Here is an 18,087-nt window from a genome sequence, read left to right on the forward strand (position 1 = left end):
AAGGTTTTCTGATGTTGAATCTCAGCCTGCGTCAGCTCCGTACTTTCGTCGCCGCCGCTCGCCATCTGAGCTTTGCCCGCGCGGCCGAAGAATTGCATCTGACCGCGCCGGCGGTGTCGATGCAGATCCGCGATATGGAAACCGCGATCGGCCTGCCGGTGTTCGAGCGCAGCGGCCGTTCGATGAGCCTGACCACCACCGGCGAATACCTGCTGGTCTATGCCCGCCGGGTGATCGCCACGCTCAAGGAAGCCGAGGACACCATCGCCCGCCTGCGCGGCGTGCAGGCCGGGCGGATCACCGTCGGCATGGTCGGCACCGCCCAGTATTTCGTGCCGAGGCTGCTGGCGCAGTTCCGCAAGGACTATCCGGGCGTGGAAGTGCGGCTGACGGTGGGCAATCGCGATCAGCTCGATCGCCAGCTGCATGATCGCGAGATCGATCTGGCGATCATGGGCCGGCCGCCGCGCGAGCTGGACGTGCGCGCCGAAGCCTTTGCCGTGAACCTGCTCGGTGTCGTCGCCGCGGCCGACCATCCGCTGGCGACCGAGCGGGCGATCTCACCGGCCCGGCTCGACCGCGAACTGTTCATCGTCCGCGAGATCGGTTCGGGTACCCGCGGTGCGATGGAAGTGTTCTTCCGCGAGCAGCACATCGCCCCCGTCGCGATCATGGAAATGAGCAGCAACGAAACGATCAAGCAGGCCGTGATCGCCAACATGGGCCTGACCATCCTGTCGCAGCACACGCTGGTGCTGGAACTGCAGGCCGGACAACTGAAGCTGCTCGATGTCGTCGGCATGCCGCTGAAGCGCGCCTGGCATGTGGTCAGCCTGGGGGCGATGAGCCTGTCGCCGGCCGCCGAAGCCTTTCGCTACTTCGTGCTGGAGCGCGGCGAAGCGATGCTGGCGGAGTTGTTCGGCGGTGAAGCTTCGTAGGTCGGGCCATGCCCGACGGCACTCGCGCCGCCCTTCACCTGAACTCCGCGTCCTCCAGCTGGCGGTACAGGTACTGCACGTTCTGCGGGTGGAGCACGTCGTACTGCTGCCAGCCCGCGAACTCCGGCAGGCGCACGCGGGCCGAGGCTTCGAGCAGGCTGGCACCGTGCTGGTACTCGCTGCGCACGGCAGCGTCGATCTGCCGCAGATAGCGCTGCATCGCATCGATCTGACGCAGGTCACCGACCGGCCCGAAGCCCGGCACGATGCGCTTCAGCGGCAGCTTGCGCAGCGCTTCGAGTGCAGCGATCCAGCTAGTGACGCGGGCGTCGCGCAAGCTCGGAACGCGCTGGCTGGCGATGAGGCCGCCCGCGAACAAGGTGCCGGATTGTCGATCGAACACGGCGAGCGTGCCCGGTGTGGTCGCCAGGCTGCCGTCGATCAACACGGCCTGGCGCCCGCCGAGATCGATCGGCGCAAGAACGTCGATGTCCCGATCCGGCGTGACCAGCACCGTACCCTTCATCAAGCCGCCGGGCAGCAGTTCGCGCAGATGGGTCAGGCAGTTTTCGCAGCGCTTGCGCATCAGCTTGGCGGCATCCGGCGAGGCCAGCACCGGCACGCCGTGGGCGCGGAAGGCGCCGGCACCGAACAGGAATTCCTGGATCGGCTGGGTCAGCAGCAACGCTTCGATCGGTTTGTCGCTGCGCGCTGTCCAGGCCGCATGCAGCCGCTCGCCGTGGACCTTCGATACGCCGCTGTCGATCGCCAGCGCGCCACGCTTGCCGACGATCAGCCCGCTGTTGGCGATCTCGCCGCGGTTGGCCGGGCCGATCGCGTCATAGCTGCCGAGGTCGGCGAACACGCCGTCGGCCAGCTTCGCTGTTTCTGCGGCAGCGATTCCTGGCAGCAGGGCAGTTATGACAATGGCCGCCAGCAGAATTCGGACTTGGCGGCTCATGCTCGGCACGCCTGTCGCCGCCGCAGTCGTTCTGCGACGACGATGCAAAGGCTCAACCACGCGGCTGCCGATGCGAAGCCGGCGATCACGTCGCTGAAGTAATGCACCTGCAGCAGCACCCGGCTGAAGCCGATCAGCAGGATCAGGGTCGTCGTGCCGATCAGCAGCGGCAGCCGCGCCGATGCCGGCAGCCGGTGCAGCAGCAGCCAGGTGAGCATGCCGTAGACCGCCAGCGAGCCGGAGGCATGGCCGCTCGGAAAGCTGTAGCTCGGTTCGATCACCAGGCCATGGTCGTAGAGCGGACGAGCTCGTTCGAACGACAGTTTCAGCGCGCGATTCAGCAGGCCATTGCCGGCGGTCGTCACCAGCCATAGAGCCAGTTCCAGCCAGCGTCGACGCAGCAGCAGCGCCAGCGCCACGCCGATCACGACGGCCAGCAGGGTCATGAAATTGCCGAACTGGGTAATCATGAAAATGGCCTGCAGCATCGGCCGCGAAATGCTTCTGCGCAGTTCGTTGGCCAGTAGGGCATCGAAGACGCTGATGTGGCTCAGCAGGCTGGCCACGGTCAGAAACAGCAACAGCGCCAGCAGCGCGATGCTCAGGCCGACGGCCGTCAATGATTGAGCGTTTGCCGAGGCTCGATAAAACGCCGCCCGCCGCCACAGCAGTCGCGTGAGCAAGCCGCTCACCACGATCAGACCGGCCAGCAAGGGCAGGGCGTTGACGGCGATGAACTGCGCGAGGGCGGGCATCGCGGGCTGGTACTGAACGATCGGCTGATCAGTGCAGCGGTCGGCGATCGAGCGCGAGATCGGTGATCGAGCCGGGCGCAAAGCGCTGTTGATCGGCATCGTAATCCCAGCGTTCGACAGCGCATTTCGCAGTGCCCGGCTGATGGCGAATCAGATTGACCGAGTTCGGCGCGCCGGCCCGGGTGCGCCGCGAAACCGCCGTGCCGGCCTGCACGGCAAAGATCTCGCGTGGCAGCTGATGGACTTCCTGCAGCGCTTGCGTGAATGGCAGATGGATGTGGCCGCCGAGGATCAGATCGGCTCCGGCCGCGGACCAGACCTGCATCGCCGCACGGCGGCCGTGCAGCAGGTTGTGCTCGTCCTCGACATGCTGCACATGCACCGGCTGATGAGTGACCACCAGCTTCAGCCGCGAGGCCGGGCAGCGCAGCAGGCGGCGGCGAACCCGCTCGATCTGCCGCGACGAGACGCGGCCGTCGACATGCCGGAAGCGGCTGGTGGTGTTGACGCCGATGATCAGCACCGAGTCGTCCTCGTAATCCGGTTCCAGTTCGCGGCCGAAGGCGCGACGAAGATTGCGATACGGCGCGAACAGCCGCCGCCAGACCTCGAACAGCGGAATGTCGTGATTGCCCGGCAGGATCAACTTCGATCGTGCCGCCAGCGCGTCGATGAACTTGCGCGCGGCGGCGAATTCCGGCGTGCGGCTGCGCTGGGTGATGTCGCCGGACAGGATCGCCACATCCGGCTGCTGCTCGCGTGCGAGTTGCAGCAGCGCTTCGACGACTTCGGCGCGCTCGGTGCCGAAGTGGGTATCGGACAGATGCAGCACCAGGCTCATGCTGCGGAATCTTCGGTGGCTGGCGTCAGCGGCACCATCAGCAGCAGCGGCGTCGGCGACACGGAGAACACGACCGGCACCGACAGCCGTGTCACTTCACCGTCCATCGCCACCTTGTAGCTCTTCCTCCGGCTGCGACGGTGCGGACGCACGGTGAGCTTGCGCAGCGGAACGCTGATCACATGCTCGGCGTCGCCAAGACGGCCGAAGGCACCGCGCAGCATCAGGCCAATCATCGCCAAGGTGCGGACCGGCTTCGGTGCGATGGCCACCAGATGGTCGTGAGCGAGTGCTGCACCTTCGGCGATACCGATCTGCTTGAGCTGCAGCGCGTTGTTGCCGACGAACAGGGTTGGCGTACGGATCTTCCGGGTCTGGCCCTCGGCTTCGATCTCGAGGTTCAGCTGCCGGCGATTGCGAAGCACGCTGACCAGGCCGGCCACCCCTGCGATCAGCCGGCTGCGGCCGAAGCGCTGCTTGAAGGCTTCGCGATCTTCGAGCAGTTGCGGATACAGGCCGAGGCTGGCGTTGACCAGGAACAGACGATCGTTGACCAGGCCCACCTGCACCGACTGCGGCGTGGCCGTCAGCAGCGCTTCGGTAGCGATCCGTGTGTCCTGCGAGATGCCGTGCTCGCGGCCGAAGTAGTTGAACGTGCCCTGCGGCAGCACCGCGAACGGCTGACCGCAGCCGAGTGCGGCCTGGGCGACGGCGTTGATGGTGCCATCGCCACCCGCGGCGACCACGATGCCGTCCTGAGCCTTGGCCAGTTCGACAGCGCGCAGGGCCAGTCCAGGAATGTCGCTGCCTTTCTCAGCGAGCAGCAGTTCGTGACGGCGGCCGGCACGATCGAACACCTCGCGGATCGTGGTCTGTGTTTCGTTGGTATCGCTATGTCCGGAACCTGCGTTCATGACGATGAAGCAGGGCTGCTGCTTAGCTTGATTCACGAGCGGTCAGAGATTTTCAAAGCGATTCATGTCCAGGATTCCCGCTTCCAGCGGCTCGGTTTCGCGCTGGTACTGGGAGAAGTCGTTGAAGACGGCCCAGAAGTCCGGATGGGTACGGCGCAGGCCCCACTGATCGACGACCTTTTCCAGGCTTGCCTTGTCGGTGGCTGCCGACAGGGCTGCGACGAAGCTGTCGAGCTCGGCCATCGGCACATCGAAGGCGAAGTTCGGATAGTTGCCGAACACGCCGGGCATCACGCTGACCGTGTCGCGTTCCGGCTGCAGGCGGCCATCCTCGCCCATGATGAAGGCGACATTGCTGTGCGCGCGGTTGTGGATCAGCGAATAGACCAGCCGCTGCTTGTCGCCGCGGATGCGCAGCAGCACCACTTCCGGCAGCAGGGTCAGCACCGGCAAAGTCTTGCCGGTGGCTTGCGCCAGCGGCCGCAGCGCGCGGTTGGCAGCCTGGGTCATCGCCGAGCTGTCGGGCAGTTTGCAGTCGCCGCGCGCGCAGCGGTTGATGACGTCGTCCGGTCCCTTGACCTTGCGCAGCGCCTTCAGCAGTTGGTCCACATACGCCGCTTTCGCCGCGTCCACGTCGATGCCCGGCTTGAATTTGAGCTGGGTCGGCCGCTTGTCGTCGATGTCGGGATAGGTGGTGAACAGCTTCACGCGACCGCCGTCCTGATACCACTGGTGCAGCAGCGGATTGCGCAGCTTCGGCGGTAGGAAACGCAGGAAATCGGTCTCGCCGTCATTGCGGATCAGGTCGAAGTACAGACGCGTCTGCAGCTGGTGCGAGACATTGCCGAAGACATCGAAATTGACCACCAGCTCGTAGAAGGTGCGCTCGAACAGCGGGTAATCCATCACCCACAGGGTTTCCGGCATTGCGCCGATCAGGCCGTTCTTGACGAAGGCGTTGTCGTGGTGACGGAAGATGGTCAGCAGCGCATCGCGGTTGGTACCGTCACCGTCCCAGATATCGCTGATCGACGCGCCCTTCGGCATCTTCTTGGCGTAGGCCTCCTGGCGCAGCCGCACGTAATCGTTGCGCTGATTGCGGTAGCTGGCCCATTCGGTGCCGGCCTTGATCAGACTCGAATCCTGGCCGGCGACATCGAGCAGCGGCGACACCTTGTTGCGATAGGCGGCGTCGTTGACATACAGCTCGCGCGACGGGTCTTCGAAGCTGACCCAGAACTGGTCGCGAATCACATCGGTAGCCGACTGGCCAGCGCAGACCGGGCCGCGGATGAAGGTGCGGACGAAGAACTGCGCCTCGTCGAGCATGAACTGGTAGCGTGCCTTCGCCGGGATCGGATCGAAGGTCAGGAACGGATTGGCGCGGGCTTCCTTGTCATGCTTCTCGTGCTCCGGCTTCGGCGGCACGGTCCAGGCGTCCTTCAGGAACAGGTCCTGGAAGTGCGCCATGCGGCGTGCGTCGAGCCCGTAGGTGATGTGATTCTTCTGGACGATGCTTTCGGTCAGGATCCGCAGCCGGTAATGGAACGGACCATCCGGTGCCTGGTTCGGCAAGCGGGTGGCGACCGGCACGATCGGCTCGCCCGATGGCGTGCGCGAGCGCAGCAGCTCGTAGAAGTGCGGTGTCTTCTCGCTGGTGAAATGCAGGTGGGCGGTAAACAGGTGCTCGTACAGGTAACGGGCCACCAGCTGCTCGCGATCACCTTCGCGGTTCAGCCAGTTCTCCCATTGGGTGATCTGCTCGGCTTCGGCGGCGCTCGGCTGCACCTCGTTCGGCTCGACGACCGCACCCTGGGATATCCAGGTGCTGAGCGTCTGGTACTCGGGCGCGGTCAGGCCAGTAACGGCCAGCGGCATGCCTTCGCGCGGATGCTTCTTGGCGAAGCTGTCGTATTCGTCGAGGGTGGGGCACTGGTTGACTCGTGCGAAGCCGAGCTGCAGATCCTCCGGCAGCCGCTGGTTCGGCGGCCAACTGTTTTCGCGGCCCATTGCCAGCGCACGCTGCAACAGGGACGACGCCACTTGGTTCTTGCCTTCGGTCTGCAGCACCGGCTGCACCGAGTAGAAGCCCTTCTGGCGCCATTCGCCGACGTTCAGGGCGTCGATACCGAGACGGGTGGTGGGGATTCTTTCCAGTCGCGTACCGTCATAGACGGCCAGCTTGCTGGCGCCACGCTCGACGCCGTCGGCACTGGTCAGCTTCAGCTGGCAGGGCGCGTCGAAGCAGCCGTGGCAGGCGGCGCATTTGGTGTCGAAGATCGGCTGGATGTCTTTCGCGTAGTGGTAGGTCTGGACGACCGCGACGGGCGCAGGCAACGGCTGTTCGCGAGGCGTGATGCCTGAGCAGGCCAGCAGGACGAAGGTTGCGGCACAGCAGATCGCGCCGACGCCATACCAGCGGCGGCGAGTGGTGGAAATGGGTGACAAGGGACGATTCCGGGGCAAGTTAGCGTGATCGTATCAGGCCGATCACGACGATTTGCAGGGGTTCGCCTGGCCGCCCGGCGATTACCGGGTGGTGCTGGCGACGCTACCTAGCTTGACGGCGACCTCGCTGCTGAAGCTCAGGTCCTTGGTGTCGACCACGTCGGCGTGCAGGGCGCCATCGCCGCTGGGCAGGAAATAGAAGCGGAAGTTCGGGTTTTCGCTGATCGAGAAATCGATGTCGGCGGTCAGGATCGGCTTGTCGCCGTAGCGGACGCTGAGCTTGCGCACGTAGTACGCCGGTTCATACAGGCGGCTGACCTGATCGAGCACCAGCCCCGATGCGTTCGGATGGCTGATGGCGAGCTGCACGGCGGCCGGCTTGCCGGCTTCGAGCGGACCATCGACCCTGAACTTTATCCGCCCGGCATTGCGCAGCGCTTCCTTCGGATCCTTGCCGGCCGGCGCCGAACAGCCGCCGGATGCCTTGACGTAGTGGCTGGCCATGTACAGCGAGCCATCATTCAGTTCGGCGATCGCCCGCACGTCGGTGTACTGCTCGATGCGGATGCGCGTCTCGATGTCGGCTCGGCCGCTATCCGGCGTCAGCTCGAACACGGCAGCGATCGGCGAAGGGTTGTTGTCGACCAGCAGATAGAGCTTCTGCACGTAACGGGTCGGTGATTGCACGATCTTCGTGCGGATCGCGATCGGCACCGTCGACGCATCCTCGGCGCGGTTCGGTGCCTCGAGCACGATGATCTCGCCGGCGTTCTCGTCGATCGCCCGGCTGCCGAACAGACCGTTGCGAACCTTCGGCCAGATCGGCGCGGCCGAGGCTTGCGGAGCGGGGTCCGCCGGCGCTGCGAAGACTTGCGGTACGAAGGCGGCTAGCAGGCCGACCAGGGCGACGCGCTGCCAGTGCTGGAACAGGAACATGTTCAGTCCTCCCACTCGAGTTCGGTGTAGACCGCCGTCACGTTGCGGCGGTGATAGTCGTCAAACAGCAGCCACGTTTTCTGCGGCGGCTCACGCCCGAGGGTTTCGACAGTCTGCGCCAGTGTGGTCCCGGCTTTCAGCGCTGCGCGAACGCTGTTTATAAGCTGATCCAGATATTTCTGCTGCGGTTTGAACGCGGCGCCCGCGTCGTGCTGGACCGGGCCATGACCGGGAACCAGATGGGCCGGCTTCAAAGCTCGCAGCGCAGCCATCGCCTTCAACCAGCCAAGGGCGCGCCCGTCGACCACCGGGATGCGATCGACGAACAGCAGATCGCCGGTCCACAGGGTTTGGGTCCGCTCGTCGAAGACGGTCAGATCATTGTTGGTATGGGCCGTCGGCCAGGCTTGCAGGCTGAGGCGCCGGTTGCCGAGATCCAGCGTTTCGCGATCGCTGACCAGCAAGGTCGGCGCCGCACTGCCGCTGCCTTCTGCAGCAGCGCCGAGCGTGCTGCGCAGCTTGGCGACAAAGCCGTCGCGTCTTGCCGCCAGCGCTGCCGGGTACTCGGCATGGGCTACGAAGACCGTGGCCGGGTCCTCGAACGCGGCGTCGCCGAAGCTGTGATCCGGATGAACGTGAGTGTGGATGAGGTAGCAGATCGGCTTCGCGGTGGCGCGCCGGATGGCCTCCCGCAGCGCAGTGCCGATGGCCAGGCTGCCACCGCTGTCGATCACCGCGACACAGCGATCACCGGCGATGTAGCCGATGTTGGCGATGTCGCCGCCATTGGCCGCCGTGATGTCCTGCTGCTGGCCGCGATGGACGTAGATTCCTTCTGCGACTTTTTCGAGGCTGAAGTCAGGTGCTGCTGTGGCCGGTGTCGGCAGCGTGCCGGCCAGCAGAACGATCGACGCCAGCATCGATCGCCATGCGGCCGGCAGCCGACTCATCTCAGCTGACGAAGCAGGACTTGCGCGCCTTGCCGAGCAGTTCGCGGAACTGGTCGGCCAGTCCCTTGGCGACGCGCTCGTTGCGGATCACCTGACCGCGCTCGCCGGCGATCGTCGAGGCATAGAACGCCGTCGACGCTTCGACGTAATCCTCGTACGGAAGATCGACCGCCAGCTTGTCGATCACGCAGGAGCACTTGTAGACCATTTCCTGCGGTGGCTTGTCAGCGTTCTCGCGCTGGCACATGTGCACGAACTCGACGCGGTCGACGGTCGGGTAATCGTTGACGGCGGCAGTGGCCGCAGACGGTGCGGCGATCGCCAAGGTCAGCAGTGCGGCAGACAGCGTGCTGCTCAGCTTGTAGGTGGTCATGGGGCAGTCTCGATAAGGATTCAGGCAACAGCCGCCCGTAAAGGGCGGGAAACGCAGGTTCAGTTTGCAGCCGCTGCCGCAGGTGGCGCCGGAGGCAGCATCGGCACGCCATAGTCGTTCAGGATCGCGTCGATCTTGCTCTGATTGCGGGTGATCAGATCGTCTAGCGTCTGCTTCAAAGCCTTGTCGGGAATGCGGACTGCCATCGCGATCTCGAAATCGAAGCGGACGTTGTGCTCGGACTGCATCGGCAGCACCAGCAGATCGGCTTCCGGATAGCGCTTCGCGTAGTAGCCGGCGATTGGCCCCCAGACGATCACGGCATCGAGCTTGCCGGCAATCAGATCGGCTTCGATGATGCCGCCGGAACTCTGATCCGGATCGGCCACCAGCACGCGATACGGCACACCGATGTCGAGCAGGCCACGCTTGGCCATCCAGTCCGACGCTGGGGACTTGTCGATGACGCCGATCTTCAGCTTCGCCAGTTTCTCCTGAGGCAAGGCCAGGAACTGCTCGACGGACGTGATCCCGGCCAGCGCCTTGCCACGCGGAAACGCCATCGCGTAGGTCGAGCGGTAGTAGGGTTTGGTCGATGCCGTGCCCTGGCTGAAGCCGGCGGGCACGTCCATGACGATGTCGCAGGGATAATCGTCGCCAGGCAGCTTGAAGCGCAGCGTGTTGCGGATGAAGTTGAAGCGGGCGGGGTAGTCGAAGGCTTGAACCTTGATGCCCAGATCCGCCGCGAACAGCTCGGCGATCTTGTCTTCGAAGCCCTCACCCTTGGCATTCTGGAACGGCAGATTGTTCGGGTCGCGGCAGATGCGGAACGCTTTGCGCTCGGCATCCTGAGCCTGTGCTGGCAGCAGGCTGGCCACTCCAGCCAGCAGCAGCGTTGCAGCAACTGCCGCAGGCCGGATGTTCCGGACTGCCACGATCAACGCGCCGATCCGGGAACCGCCGACCTGCGGCAGCGGCATCATTCGATGCCCGTCACTTTGGCAGCCGTGATCTTGCCGTCGGAACGGCCTTTCAGATACGCGTAAAGCGCATCCATGTTGGTCATCACGCCTGGGTTGGATGACCAGCTGGGCATGCCTTTCTCGAGACGGCCATCGGCGAGGGTTTTGACGAAATCGGCCTTGCTCAGCACTTTCAGACTTTCGATCAGCGATGGGCCAACCATGCCTTCCTGGTTCGGGCCGTGGCAGCGGTCGCAGGCTGCGGCGCGCCAGGTCTTGAAGCCCTTGAGCGTATTGGCATCGACCTTGGTGCCGTCGACGACGGTATACAGCGGTGCATCGGCGGCCGATGCCGTGGTGATCATGCCGCCGGTCAGGGCGGCTGCAGCGATCAGTGAAAACAGTACGCGGTGCTGCATGTTGAATTCCTCCAGATTAGTAATGACTCGCAGGACTGGTATGCGTGGCTGGCGCTGAACCAATCCTTAATTCCCGTTATTTCCCTTGGGGGGTGGCACCGGTGCCGATGAGCGGCGTTCGGCACGGTGCCAATGGTTTTTTTTTTGTTGCTTGTGCGGCTGTTACGACAGGCCCAGTTGATTGGCGTGATGCGCCAGGTGATCGGCGATGAAGCTTTGAATGAACCAGTACGAGTGGTCGTGATCGGCGTGCAGCCGCAGGCTCAAACGCTGTCCGGAAGCACGTGCCGCTGCGTCCAGATTTTCCGGCTTCAGCTCCCGATTCAGGAAATTGTCCGCCAGTCCCTGATCAACGAGAAGCAGACCGGGGTAGGGATTCTTCCTGATCAACAGACTGGCGTCGTACTGCTCCCAAGTAGACGCATCCGAGCCCAGATAGTTTCCAAATGCTTTCTGGCCCCAGGGCACGGCGACCGGGTTGGAAATCGGTGCGAACGCCGATACCGATTGCCAGCGCGTCGGATTGCGGAGCGCCGTCACCAGCGCCCCGTGGCCGCCCATCGAATGGCCGAAGATGCCGCGCTTGCTCGGGATGACCGGGAAGTTGGCTTCGATCAGCGCCGGCAGTTCTTCGTTGATGTACGAGCCCATCCGGTAATTCTTCTTCCAGGGCTCGTTGGTGGCATCGAGATAGAAGCCGGCGGCCAGGCCGAAGTCCCAGCTATCCGCTTCGCCCGGCAGATTCAGACCGCGTGGGCTGGTATCGCAGGCAACCAGCGCCAAGCCCAATTCGGCGGCAATGCGCTGCGCGCCAGCCTTGATCAGGAAGGTCTCTTCGGTGCAGGTCAGGCCGGCGAGGTAGTACAGCGCCGGCACCTTGCGATGCGCGGCCTGCGGCGGCAGATAGACGCCGAATTTCATCGGCGTACCGGTCTCTGTGGACGCATGGGTGTAGAAGCCGATGCGCCCGCCGAAACAGGCCTGATCGCTGCGCTTTTCGATCGCTGCCGTCATCAGTAGAGCACCACGCCGCGGATCGATTCACCGCGGGTCATCAGATCGAAGCCTTCGTTGATCTTTTCCAACGGCATCGTGTGGGTGATCAGATCGTCGATGTTGAGCTTGCCGTCCATGTACCAGTCGACAATCTTCGGCACATCGGTACGGCCCTTGGCACCGCCGAACGCCGATCCGATCCAGCGCCGGCCGGTGACCAGCTGGAACGGACGGGTGGAGATCTCGGCACCGGCCGGTGCCACGCCGATGATCGTCGACATGCCCCAGCCCTTGTGGCAGCACTCCAGCGCCTGGCGCATCAGCTTGACGTTGCCGGTGCACTCGAAGGTGTGATCGGCGCCGCCCTTGGTCAGTTCGACGAGGTGAGCAACGAGATCGCCCTGGACTTCCTTCGGATTGACGAAGTGGGTCATGCCGAACTTGCGAGCCATCGCTTCGCGGCCCGGGTTGATGTCGATGCCGATGATCATGTTGGCGCCGACCATCTTCAGGCCCTGGATCACGTTCAGGCCGATGCCGCCGAGGCCGAAGACGATGCAGTTGGTGCCGTACTCGACCTTGGCGGTGAACAGCACAGCGCCGATGCCGGTGGTCACGCCGCAGCCGATGTAGCAGATCTTGTCGAACGGGGCGTCTTCACGAACCTTGGCAACGGCGATTTCCGGCAGCACCGTGTAGTTCGCGAACGTCGAGCAGCCCATGTAGTGCAGCACCGGCTTGCCCTGGAAGCTGAAGCGGCTGTGGCCGTCCGGCATCAGGCCCTTGCCTTGGGTGGCGCGGATCTTCTGGCAGAGGTTGGTCTTGCCGGACAGGCAGTACTCGCACTCACGGCATTCCGGCGTGTACAGCGGAATGACGTGATCGCCCTTCTTGACCGAAGTGACGCCGGGGCCGACGTCGACGACGATGCCCGCACCCTCGTGACCGAGGATCACCGGGAACATGCCTTCCGGGTCATCGCCGGACAGGGTGAATTTATCGGTATGGCAAAGGCCGGTGGCCTTGATCTCGACCAGCACCTCGCCAGCGCGCGGGCCATCGAGTTGTACGGTTTCGATCGACAGCGGCTTGCCGGCTTCGAAAGCAACAGCGGCGCGGACATCCATGATTCAACTCCTTTTCTTTTTTGGGTTGGGGTAGGGCCTTGGGCCCGATGAAGCGAGTCAGTGATCTGCTCGATGGCGCAGACTTGCCGGCCATCGAGTGGATCGGTACAGCGAGGCAATCTCAGGCGTGCAGCACGCCCGAAGCCTTGGCCACGTGGGTGGCGATGGCATCCATCAGCGGCGGTGACAGCGCGTCGTAGGTCGGCAGGCCCAGTTCCGCGAAACGGGCGCGCACGGCGCCCATGTCGGCCGGATTGGTGCCGCCTTCGATTGTCGACGACACGAAAGCTGCGAACTGTGGCTCCTGCCAGCCGGATTCGGGCGACAGCTCGACGTGTATGAAGTCCAGTCCGTAGAACGGATGCTTCTGGTTTTCGATGCGGCCGAACAGATGCACGCCACAGCCGCTGCAGGCATTGCGCTGGATCGCTGCAGTGGCATCGACGACCTTCAGCTTGTCGCCGTTGGCGGTGACGCTGAGCTTGTCGCGGCCGACGACGGCGACTACCGAGAATTTGGCACCAGCGGGCTTCCAGCACTTGGTGCAGCCGCAAGCATGGTTATGGGCAACCTGGGAAGCGACCGACACCTTGACCGGATCGCTCGTGCACTTGCAGCTCAGCGTGCCACCGGCAAACGAAGCACTGCCGGGTTTGATGCCGCTGTCGATGGAAGGATGCAGAGAGATCGCCATGGTGTTTACTCCTCTGAGGTCGCTCAGTTGTTGAACGACGTTGGGGTGTGCGGACGAGTCGACGCATTGCCGTCAGCCGTACCGGCTTGGGGTGTTGCTTCGCGCAGTTCGCGGCGCGTGATGCCGTGCCGGAACATTTTCCGGTACAGCGTCTTGCGACTGACGTGCAGCTGCACAGCTGCGGCGCTGACGTTCCAGCGGCAGCTTTCCAGCACGCGGCGCAGGGCATCGCGCTCGGCGTCGCCGAGCACGTCGTCGCCATCGAGATCGGAAAGATCCGCCGGGCTCTGTGCCGTGAGCGCGTGCGAGACGCTGGCGCCCAGCCATTCCTCGTTGAAGTCGGCCATGGTCAGGCAATCGCCTTCGCACATTGCGATCATCGTGCGCAGCACATTGCGCAGTTGCCGGATGTTGCCCGGCCACGGCGACTGCAACAGCCGTCGCATCACGGCGTCATCGATATCGATCGGCGTACGGTCGCGGGATTCTTCGCGGATCAGGCTCAGCACCAGTTCGCGGCTGTCCTGACGATCGCGCAGCGCAGGCATGCGCAGCGCCAGGCCATTCAAACGGTAATAAAGATCTTCGCGGAAGCGGCGATCACGCACCTGCTGCATCAGATCGCAGTGCGTGGCGCTGATGATGCGGATGTCGACCGGAATCGCTTTCGAACCACCTAGCGGCATCACTTCACGATCCTCGATCACCGACAGCAGGCGCACCTGAAGCGGCAGCGGCATATCGCCGATTTCGTCTAGGAAGAGCGTGCCGCCATTAGCCTGCACGACACGGCCCGGATGGCCTTCGCGCGTCGCGCCGGTAAATGCGCCGGCCTTGTAGCCGAACAGTTCGGACTCGATCAGCGTTTCCGGAATGGCTGCGCAGTTGACCGTCACGAAGGCCTTGTCGGCACGGCGGCTGGCGGCGTGAATCGCTTTCGCGAAGCAGCCCTTGCCGGTACCGGTTTCGCCGAGCAACAGCACCGGGATGTCGCGATCGAGCACCCGGCGAACGATGCGGATGTTGTTCGCCATCCGCAGGTCGCCTTGTTCCAGCGTCGCCAGCGGACCGCAAGGCAAGGGCGCCGGAGCCTCGATCGGTTCGCGGCGTGCTTCGCTGCGGGCATCGCGTTCCGGTGGCTGGATGGCGCTCCAGAGCTTGGTCTGCGAGCTGCGGGCCACCAGCGGTGCCGCGCGGAAGGCGCGGCGCGCGGCGAGCTGCATCTGGGTCGACATGGTGGTGTCGAAGATCGCTTCCAGCGCCTGGCCACACAGGGCGCGGTGATGCGAGAGACCCAGCAGTTCGAGCGCGCTGCGATTGGCGCCGACGATCATGCCGTTGTCATCGAAGGCGACGATGCCTTCGCCTGGCGTCGAGATGAATTCTGCCTGGCGGTGGAAGCGCAGCATGTAGTGGCGCTTGCAGGATTCCAGCAGCGCCCGGTTCTCGATGTTCTGTGCGGCAATCTCGACCAGCGCCAGCGTGTGCGTCTGCGAGCGGCTGAAGCTGCCGGAGATATCCAGCGCAGCGACGACTCGGCCCTGCATGTCGAAGATCGGTGCTGCCGAGCAGGTCAGCTCGGTGTTCTGGGCGAGGAAGTGCTCGTTCTGATGAATGATCACCGAGCGCTGCTCGACGATGCAGGTGCCCATGCCGTTGGTGCCCAGCTCGCGCTCGCTCCACACCGCCCCTTCGCGCAAGCCGCTGCGCTTGGCGGTGTTGGCAAAGCCTGGATCGCCGACGTAATGGAGGATCACACCGTCCTGATCGGTCAGCATGATTCCGAAATCATTCTGCTGAAGCCGGTTGCGCAGGCCCAGCAATTCGATTCTGGCGATCGACAGCAACAGGCCGTGCTGCTCGCGTCGCGCCTGCAGCTCGGGGCGATCGACGACGGTAGCTTTCTTGGGAGTCAGGGGATCGAGTGCGTAATTCTCGATGCACCGTGTCCATGAATGACGAACCAGATGATCGATTTCGGACGCCGGGGCGATGCCCTGAACGGCCAACTCGACCAAGCTGGCGTGACGCGCCGCTTTTTGCGTGGTCAGCATGTGTTCCTCCTTGCGCGCCGTCGGATCCGTAGATCCGCAGTCTTTATCGTCTTGGTGCTCGTGCACCTTGCGAAACGCGTCAGAGGAAAAATCATCCGGGACAGCGGGTAGCGAGACACCGAGCGACGGAAGACTACCCCCGTCAGGTGCCCGGTACAACAATAGGTTTCCGGGTGCCGGAACGATTGAAGAATCAGGCTTGAAGGGCTCTGGCGGAAGGTCCTGACGACGCCCCGGAGTTGCCATCCAGTAATCCGGAGCAAGCTGGCGCGCGGGGTCCTGATCGACGCGCAGCTCCGCGACACTGCGCTTGCGGGTCGGCTCTGCAGCCGGTGGATCAACGCGGGGCTGCTCGATCGGATTCTTGCGACTGCCGCGCTTTTTCACGAGGGCCGCACTCCACTCGATCGCGCACTCAACGGCCATCCCTCCACTGCGTCGATTCGCAGTGGAGATATCAACCGGCAGATGCGATGAGCGTCGAGCAACATTGGCGGGATGCGAGTATCGAGCGTACTGGGGCGTTCTTCTGAATCGCCCTTCGATGCCTCGCATTGCAGATCGCGTGCCATCATGGCGATCATGTTGCAGTGCTAAATAGTCAATGAAAACAACACTGAAAACGACGCTTGATCAAGCTTTTCAGGATGTTCCACGACGCCTGTTTCGATATTGACCCAGTGCTGTGCGCGGCGTGCGCGGAGGCTGCAGGATGTCAGCCGAATGACAGCGTCAGGATTTGCCGTCGCTGATCCTGATCATCGTGGTGATGGCAGGTGATGGCGCACCGCCGGCAGCCGCGGGCGTGCTGGTGCGAATCTCGTAAACACCACCCGGTACGGAATTGGAGAGCGTGAAGACATAGACCTTGCCGGCAAACTGACCGAAGCGCTCCTTCAACGAGTCGTTGGCGTAAGGCTCGATGGTGACTTCGTTGCCATCGATGGCCTTGCCCTTGTAGCTCAGCTTGACCGGCTTGACCGTGGCGGCATCAGCCAGCGCCAGACGGATGCGCTTGCGGAAGTAGGCCTGCTGGCCGCCGAGGCGATCGTGCATGTTGCGAATGTCGTACTCGAGGAAATACAGGATCACCGGGTTGCCGGAGCCGCCTTCGACGCTGGGCAGTTCGATCTTGTGCGCGCCAGTCAGGAACTCCACGGCCAGCGTGCGCTTGTCTGCGGCGCCTTCGCCAACTTTCAGCCGCACCAGATCTTCGAAGCTGTCTGCCGGTGCGCCGGTCTGCGCGTAGTGATAGTCGATCGTCGTGGCTTTGGGGACATTGGCCATGTGCTGATCAACGAACACTCGATGTTCGGCAGCCGAGTATTCATCGGCGGCGAATACGACCGGTGCTGCGGTGAATGCCAATGCGACGGCAAGGCTTGCCAACAGCTTGTTCATGTTTGCTCCTGAGAGAAATCTGGAATTGGGGAAAAGTGGAGTTCTGTTTTCAGTGCAAGCGGAAATTCAGGGCGGAGGCGAAGCCGGTACGGTCGCTTGGCCTCGGGCCTTCAGTTCAGCAGCGAGGATAGGATCCAATGGCTCCAGTTGTCGGGTGATGCGCTCAATTTCTTTCTGCTCGCCACGCCCGATCTGCAACTGGCCGAGCAGGAACCAGGCTTGAGCCAGACGTGGATCAAGCTTCACTGCGCGTTCGTAGGCAGCGATGGCTTCAGCGAGATGATCCAGATGAGTCAAGGCCTGGCCACGCATGAACGAGGCTTCGGCATTGGCGGGTTCGGCCTCGGCCCATTCGCTGGTGAGGCTGACCAGCTCATCCCACAGCATGCGCGCTTGCAGGGTCGAAGCCCGCATGAAGAAGGGCAGGCGATCTGCGGGTTGCGCCCAGAACGGCGGAGTACGGTCGAGCTTGCCCACCGGTTCGAACGGATCGCTGCGGGCAAGTTCAGATTCGATCCAGTCCACCGGTATCGAGAAGTAGTAAGCCTCCGCGCCCTTGAGCCGGAACGTCAGGATGCCGACCAGTTTTCCGTCCATCTGGAACAGGCCGCCGCCGCTGGCGCCGGAGTTGAAGTAGGTGGCGCTCTGGATCACCGTGCCGTCGGCAAGCGGGTGTAGTGCCTGTACCGTGCCGACCTGGGTCGCCAAGCCTGCGCCGAAGGTATAGCCGATTGCGGCCACTTCGGCCCCGACGCGCAGGTCGCTGACTTTGCCGCGAGGCACGGGCACCACGTCATCGAGCCCACGAACCTGAAGGATGCAGAGGTCGCGAACAGTGTTGGCGCGCTCGCGAACAACGGGCCAGCGCAGCCCTTGATACAGCACGGTGATCGATACAGCCTGCGCCGTGACGTGGCAGCTGGTGACGAAACGGCTGGGCTGAACCGCGACACCGCTGCCCAGCGAGAAGCTGCCACTGTCGGTGACTGCTTCGATCTTGACGATGCTGGCGACGATCGGATTGAAAAGCTCGCGGTCGATATCGCTCGCGGATGCCATGAAGCTGGTCGACAGCAGCATCGTGGCCAGCCAACAGCTGATCGAACGCGAACCAGGACTCCAGAAATCTGCGGTCGTCATGGCGTGGTCGGCGAACTGCAGTGAAGAAGGGCGCCAGTATGGCAAGCGCGATGGTCATCGCGATCAAGGCCGATCAACCACGAATCAGTCGCTGCATGGTCAAGCATCGTTCGGGCCTTTCGATCGACAGAACACGCGGTCGTCTCGACAGTTCGTCGAGACGTCCTGAATGGGGGAG

Annotated in this window: 18 protein-coding genes; 2 read left to right on the forward strand and 16 right to left on the reverse strand. The window is 63.6% G+C overall.

Features of this window, described 5'->3' with window-relative positions; genetic code table 11:
• The first annotated feature begins 11 nt into the window (after window positions 1-11).
• Window positions 12-938, forward strand: a complete 927-nt coding sequence (locus tag G513_RS0102490; RefSeq protein ID WP_022975255.1) for a LysR family transcriptional regulator — start codon at window positions 12-14, stop codon at window positions 936-938.
• A 34-nt stretch (window positions 939-972) separates the two neighbouring features.
• On the opposite strand, the gene G513_RS21000 is transcribed toward G513_RS0102490, so the two are convergent.
• The 16 genes from G513_RS21000 to G513_RS21025 form a co-directional block, all read right to left on the reverse strand.
• Window positions 973-1,899 (reverse strand): MBL fold metallo-hydrolase, encoded by a 927-nt coding sequence (locus G513_RS21000; RefSeq protein ID WP_033417236.1) that lies wholly within the window; start codon window positions 1,897-1,899, stop codon window positions 973-975.
• On the reverse strand, window positions 1,896-2,654 hold the full coding sequence (locus tag G513_RS0102500; RefSeq protein ID WP_028475049.1) for a phosphatase PAP2 family protein: 759 nt from the start codon (window positions 2,652-2,654) through the stop codon (window positions 1,896-1,898). Before G513_RS0102500 ends, G513_RS21000 begins: the two co-directional genes overlap by 4 nt.
• A 28-nt stretch (window positions 2,655-2,682) precedes the next feature.
• Window positions 2,683-3,495, reverse strand: coding sequence for a metallophosphoesterase family protein (locus tag G513_RS21005; protein WP_022975258.1), 813 nt, complete (start codon window positions 3,493-3,495; stop codon window positions 2,683-2,685).
• Window positions 3,492-4,409, reverse strand: a complete 918-nt coding sequence (locus G513_RS0102510) for a diacylglycerol/lipid kinase family protein (RefSeq protein WP_051144313.1) — start codon at window positions 4,407-4,409, stop codon at window positions 3,492-3,494. The genes G513_RS21005 and G513_RS0102510 overlap by 4 nt, the downstream gene beginning before the upstream one ends.
• Before the next feature lie 42 nt (window positions 4,410-4,451).
• On the reverse strand, window positions 4,452-6,857 hold the full coding sequence (locus tag G513_RS0102515; protein ID WP_022975260.1) for a fatty acid cis/trans isomerase: 2,406 nt from the start codon (window positions 6,855-6,857) through the stop codon (window positions 4,452-4,454).
• 81 nt (window positions 6,858-6,938) lie between these two features.
• On the reverse strand, window positions 6,939-7,793 hold the full coding sequence (locus G513_RS21010) for a quinoprotein dehydrogenase-associated SoxYZ-like carrier (RefSeq protein WP_022975261.1): 855 nt from the start codon (window positions 7,791-7,793) through the stop codon (window positions 6,939-6,941).
• 2 nt (window positions 7,794-7,795) lie between these two features.
• Window positions 7,796-8,713: a quinoprotein relay system zinc metallohydrolase 2 gene (locus G513_RS0102525; protein WP_211219593.1), complete on the reverse strand. Its 918-nt coding sequence runs from the start codon at window positions 8,711-8,713 to the stop codon at window positions 7,796-7,798.
• Window positions 8,714-8,744: 31 nt separating this feature from the next.
• Window positions 8,745-9,116: a hypothetical protein gene (locus G513_RS0102530; RefSeq protein ID WP_022975263.1), complete on the reverse strand. Its 372-nt coding sequence runs from the start codon at window positions 9,114-9,116 to the stop codon at window positions 8,745-8,747.
• A 59-nt stretch (window positions 9,117-9,175) separates the two neighbouring features.
• Window positions 9,176-10,096, reverse strand: coding sequence for a quinoprotein dehydrogenase-associated putative ABC transporter substrate-binding protein (locus G513_RS0102535; protein WP_084711376.1), 921 nt, complete (start codon window positions 10,094-10,096; stop codon window positions 9,176-9,178).
• Window positions 10,096-10,497 (reverse strand): c-type cytochrome, encoded by a 402-nt coding sequence (locus tag G513_RS0102540; RefSeq protein WP_022975265.1) that lies wholly within the window; start codon window positions 10,495-10,497, stop codon window positions 10,096-10,098. The genes G513_RS0102535 and G513_RS0102540 overlap by 1 nt, the downstream gene beginning before the upstream one ends.
• Before the next feature lie 162 nt (window positions 10,498-10,659).
• Window positions 10,660-11,511, reverse strand: a complete 852-nt coding sequence (gene fghA / locus G513_RS0102545; RefSeq protein WP_022975266.1) for an S-formylglutathione hydrolase — start codon at window positions 11,509-11,511, stop codon at window positions 10,660-10,662.
• Window positions 11,511-12,620: an S-(hydroxymethyl)glutathione dehydrogenase/class III alcohol dehydrogenase gene (locus G513_RS0102550; RefSeq protein WP_022975267.1), complete on the reverse strand. Its 1,110-nt coding sequence runs from the start codon at window positions 12,618-12,620 to the stop codon at window positions 11,511-11,513. Before G513_RS0102550 ends, fghA begins: the two co-directional genes overlap by 1 nt.
• A 121-nt stretch (window positions 12,621-12,741) precedes the next feature.
• Entirely contained in the window at window positions 12,742-13,314 is a 573-nt protein-coding gene (gfa, locus tag G513_RS0102555; protein WP_022975268.1) for an S-(hydroxymethyl)glutathione synthase, read from the reverse strand.
• A 23-nt stretch (window positions 13,315-13,337) separates the two neighbouring features.
• Complete coding sequence (locus G513_RS21015) at window positions 13,338-15,368, reverse strand: sigma-54-dependent Fis family transcriptional regulator (RefSeq protein ID WP_022975269.1); 2,031 nt, start codon at window positions 15,366-15,368, stop codon at window positions 13,338-13,340.
• 732 nt (window positions 15,369-16,100) lie between these two features.
• Window positions 16,101-16,769, reverse strand: a complete 669-nt coding sequence (locus G513_RS21020; protein WP_022975270.1) for a hypothetical protein — start codon at window positions 16,767-16,769, stop codon at window positions 16,101-16,103.
• Between the two features lie 66 nt (window positions 16,770-16,835).
• The gene (locus G513_RS21025) at window positions 16,836-17,828 is read right to left on the reverse strand and encodes a tetratricopeptide repeat-containing S1 family peptidase (protein WP_169560483.1); all 993 of its coding nucleotides are present in this window, start codon (window positions 17,826-17,828) and stop codon (window positions 16,836-16,838) included.
• On the opposite strand from G513_RS21025, the gene G513_RS25930 reads away from it, so the two are divergent.
• Complete coding sequence (locus G513_RS25930) at window positions 17,827-18,078, forward strand: hypothetical protein (RefSeq protein WP_169560484.1); 252 nt, start codon at window positions 17,827-17,829, stop codon at window positions 18,076-18,078. The two genes, G513_RS21025 and G513_RS25930, sit on opposite strands and share 2 nt — an antisense overlap.
• Window positions 18,079-18,087 lie beyond the last annotated feature (9 nt).

Source organism: Nevskia ramosa DSM 11499, from assembly GCF_000420645.1.
In the GTDB taxonomy this organism is placed as follows: domain Bacteria; phylum Pseudomonadota; class Gammaproteobacteria; order Nevskiales; family Nevskiaceae; genus Nevskia; species Nevskia ramosa.

What these genes read in the sequence shown, in the direction of transcription:
- G513_RS21020 (WP_022975270.1), bottom strand. Translation starts at nt 16,769, where the DNA reads ATGAACAAGCTGTTGGCAAGCCTTGCCGTCGCATTGGCATTCACCGCA.
- G513_RS21015 (WP_022975269.1), bottom strand. Translation starts at nt 15,368, where the DNA reads ATGCTGACCACGCAAAAAGCGGCGCGTCACGCCAGCTTGGTCGAGTTG.
- G513_RS21000 (WP_033417236.1), bottom strand. Translation starts at nt 1,899, where the DNA reads ATGAGCCGCCAAGTCCGAATTCTGCTGGCGGCCATTGTCATAACTGCC.
- G513_RS0102490 (WP_022975255.1), top strand. Translation starts at nt 12, where the DNA reads ATGTTGAATCTCAGCCTGCGTCAGCTCCGTACTTTCGTCGCCGCCGCT.
- G513_RS21005 (WP_022975258.1), bottom strand. Translation starts at nt 3,495, where the DNA reads ATGAGCCTGGTGCTGCATCTGTCCGATACCCACTTCGGCACCGAGCGC.
- fghA (WP_022975266.1), bottom strand. Translation starts at nt 11,511, where the DNA reads ATGACGGCAGCGATCGAAAAGCGCAGCGATCAGGCCTGTTTCGGCGGG.
- G513_RS0102530 (WP_022975263.1), bottom strand. Translation starts at nt 9,116, where the DNA reads ATGACCACCTACAAGCTGAGCAGCACGCTGTCTGCCGCACTGCTGACC.
- G513_RS0102525 (WP_211219593.1), bottom strand. Translation starts at nt 8,713, where the DNA reads ATGCTGGCGTCGATCGTTCTGCTGGCCGGCACGCTGCCGACACCGGCC.
- G513_RS0102540 (WP_022975265.1), bottom strand. Translation starts at nt 10,497, where the DNA reads ATGCAGCACCGCGTACTGTTTTCACTGATCGCTGCAGCCGCCCTGACC.
- G513_RS21010 (WP_022975261.1), bottom strand. Translation starts at nt 7,793, where the DNA reads ATGTTCCTGTTCCAGCACTGGCAGCGCGTCGCCCTGGTCGGCCTGCTA.
- gfa (WP_022975268.1), bottom strand. Translation starts at nt 13,314, where the DNA reads ATGGCGATCTCTCTGCATCCTTCCATCGACAGCGGCATCAAACCCGGC.
- G513_RS25930 (WP_169560484.1), top strand. Translation starts at nt 17,827, where the DNA reads ATGAAGCTGGTCGACAGCAGCATCGTGGCCAGCCAACAGCTGATCGAA.
- G513_RS0102510 (WP_051144313.1), bottom strand. Translation starts at nt 4,409, where the DNA reads ATGAACGCAGGTTCCGGACATAGCGATACCAACGAAACACAGACCACG.
- G513_RS0102535 (WP_084711376.1), bottom strand. Translation starts at nt 10,096, where the DNA reads ATGCCGCTGCCGCAGGTCGGCGGTTCCCGGATCGGCGCGTTGATCGTG.
- G513_RS0102550 (WP_022975267.1), bottom strand. Translation starts at nt 12,620, where the DNA reads ATGGATGTCCGCGCCGCTGTTGCTTTCGAAGCCGGCAAGCCGCTGTCG.
- G513_RS0102500 (WP_028475049.1), bottom strand. Translation starts at nt 2,654, where the DNA reads ATGCCCGCCCTCGCGCAGTTCATCGCCGTCAACGCCCTGCCCTTGCTG.
- G513_RS21025 (WP_169560483.1), bottom strand. Translation starts at nt 17,828, where the DNA reads ATGGCATCCGCGAGCGATATCGACCGCGAGCTTTTCAATCCGATCGTC.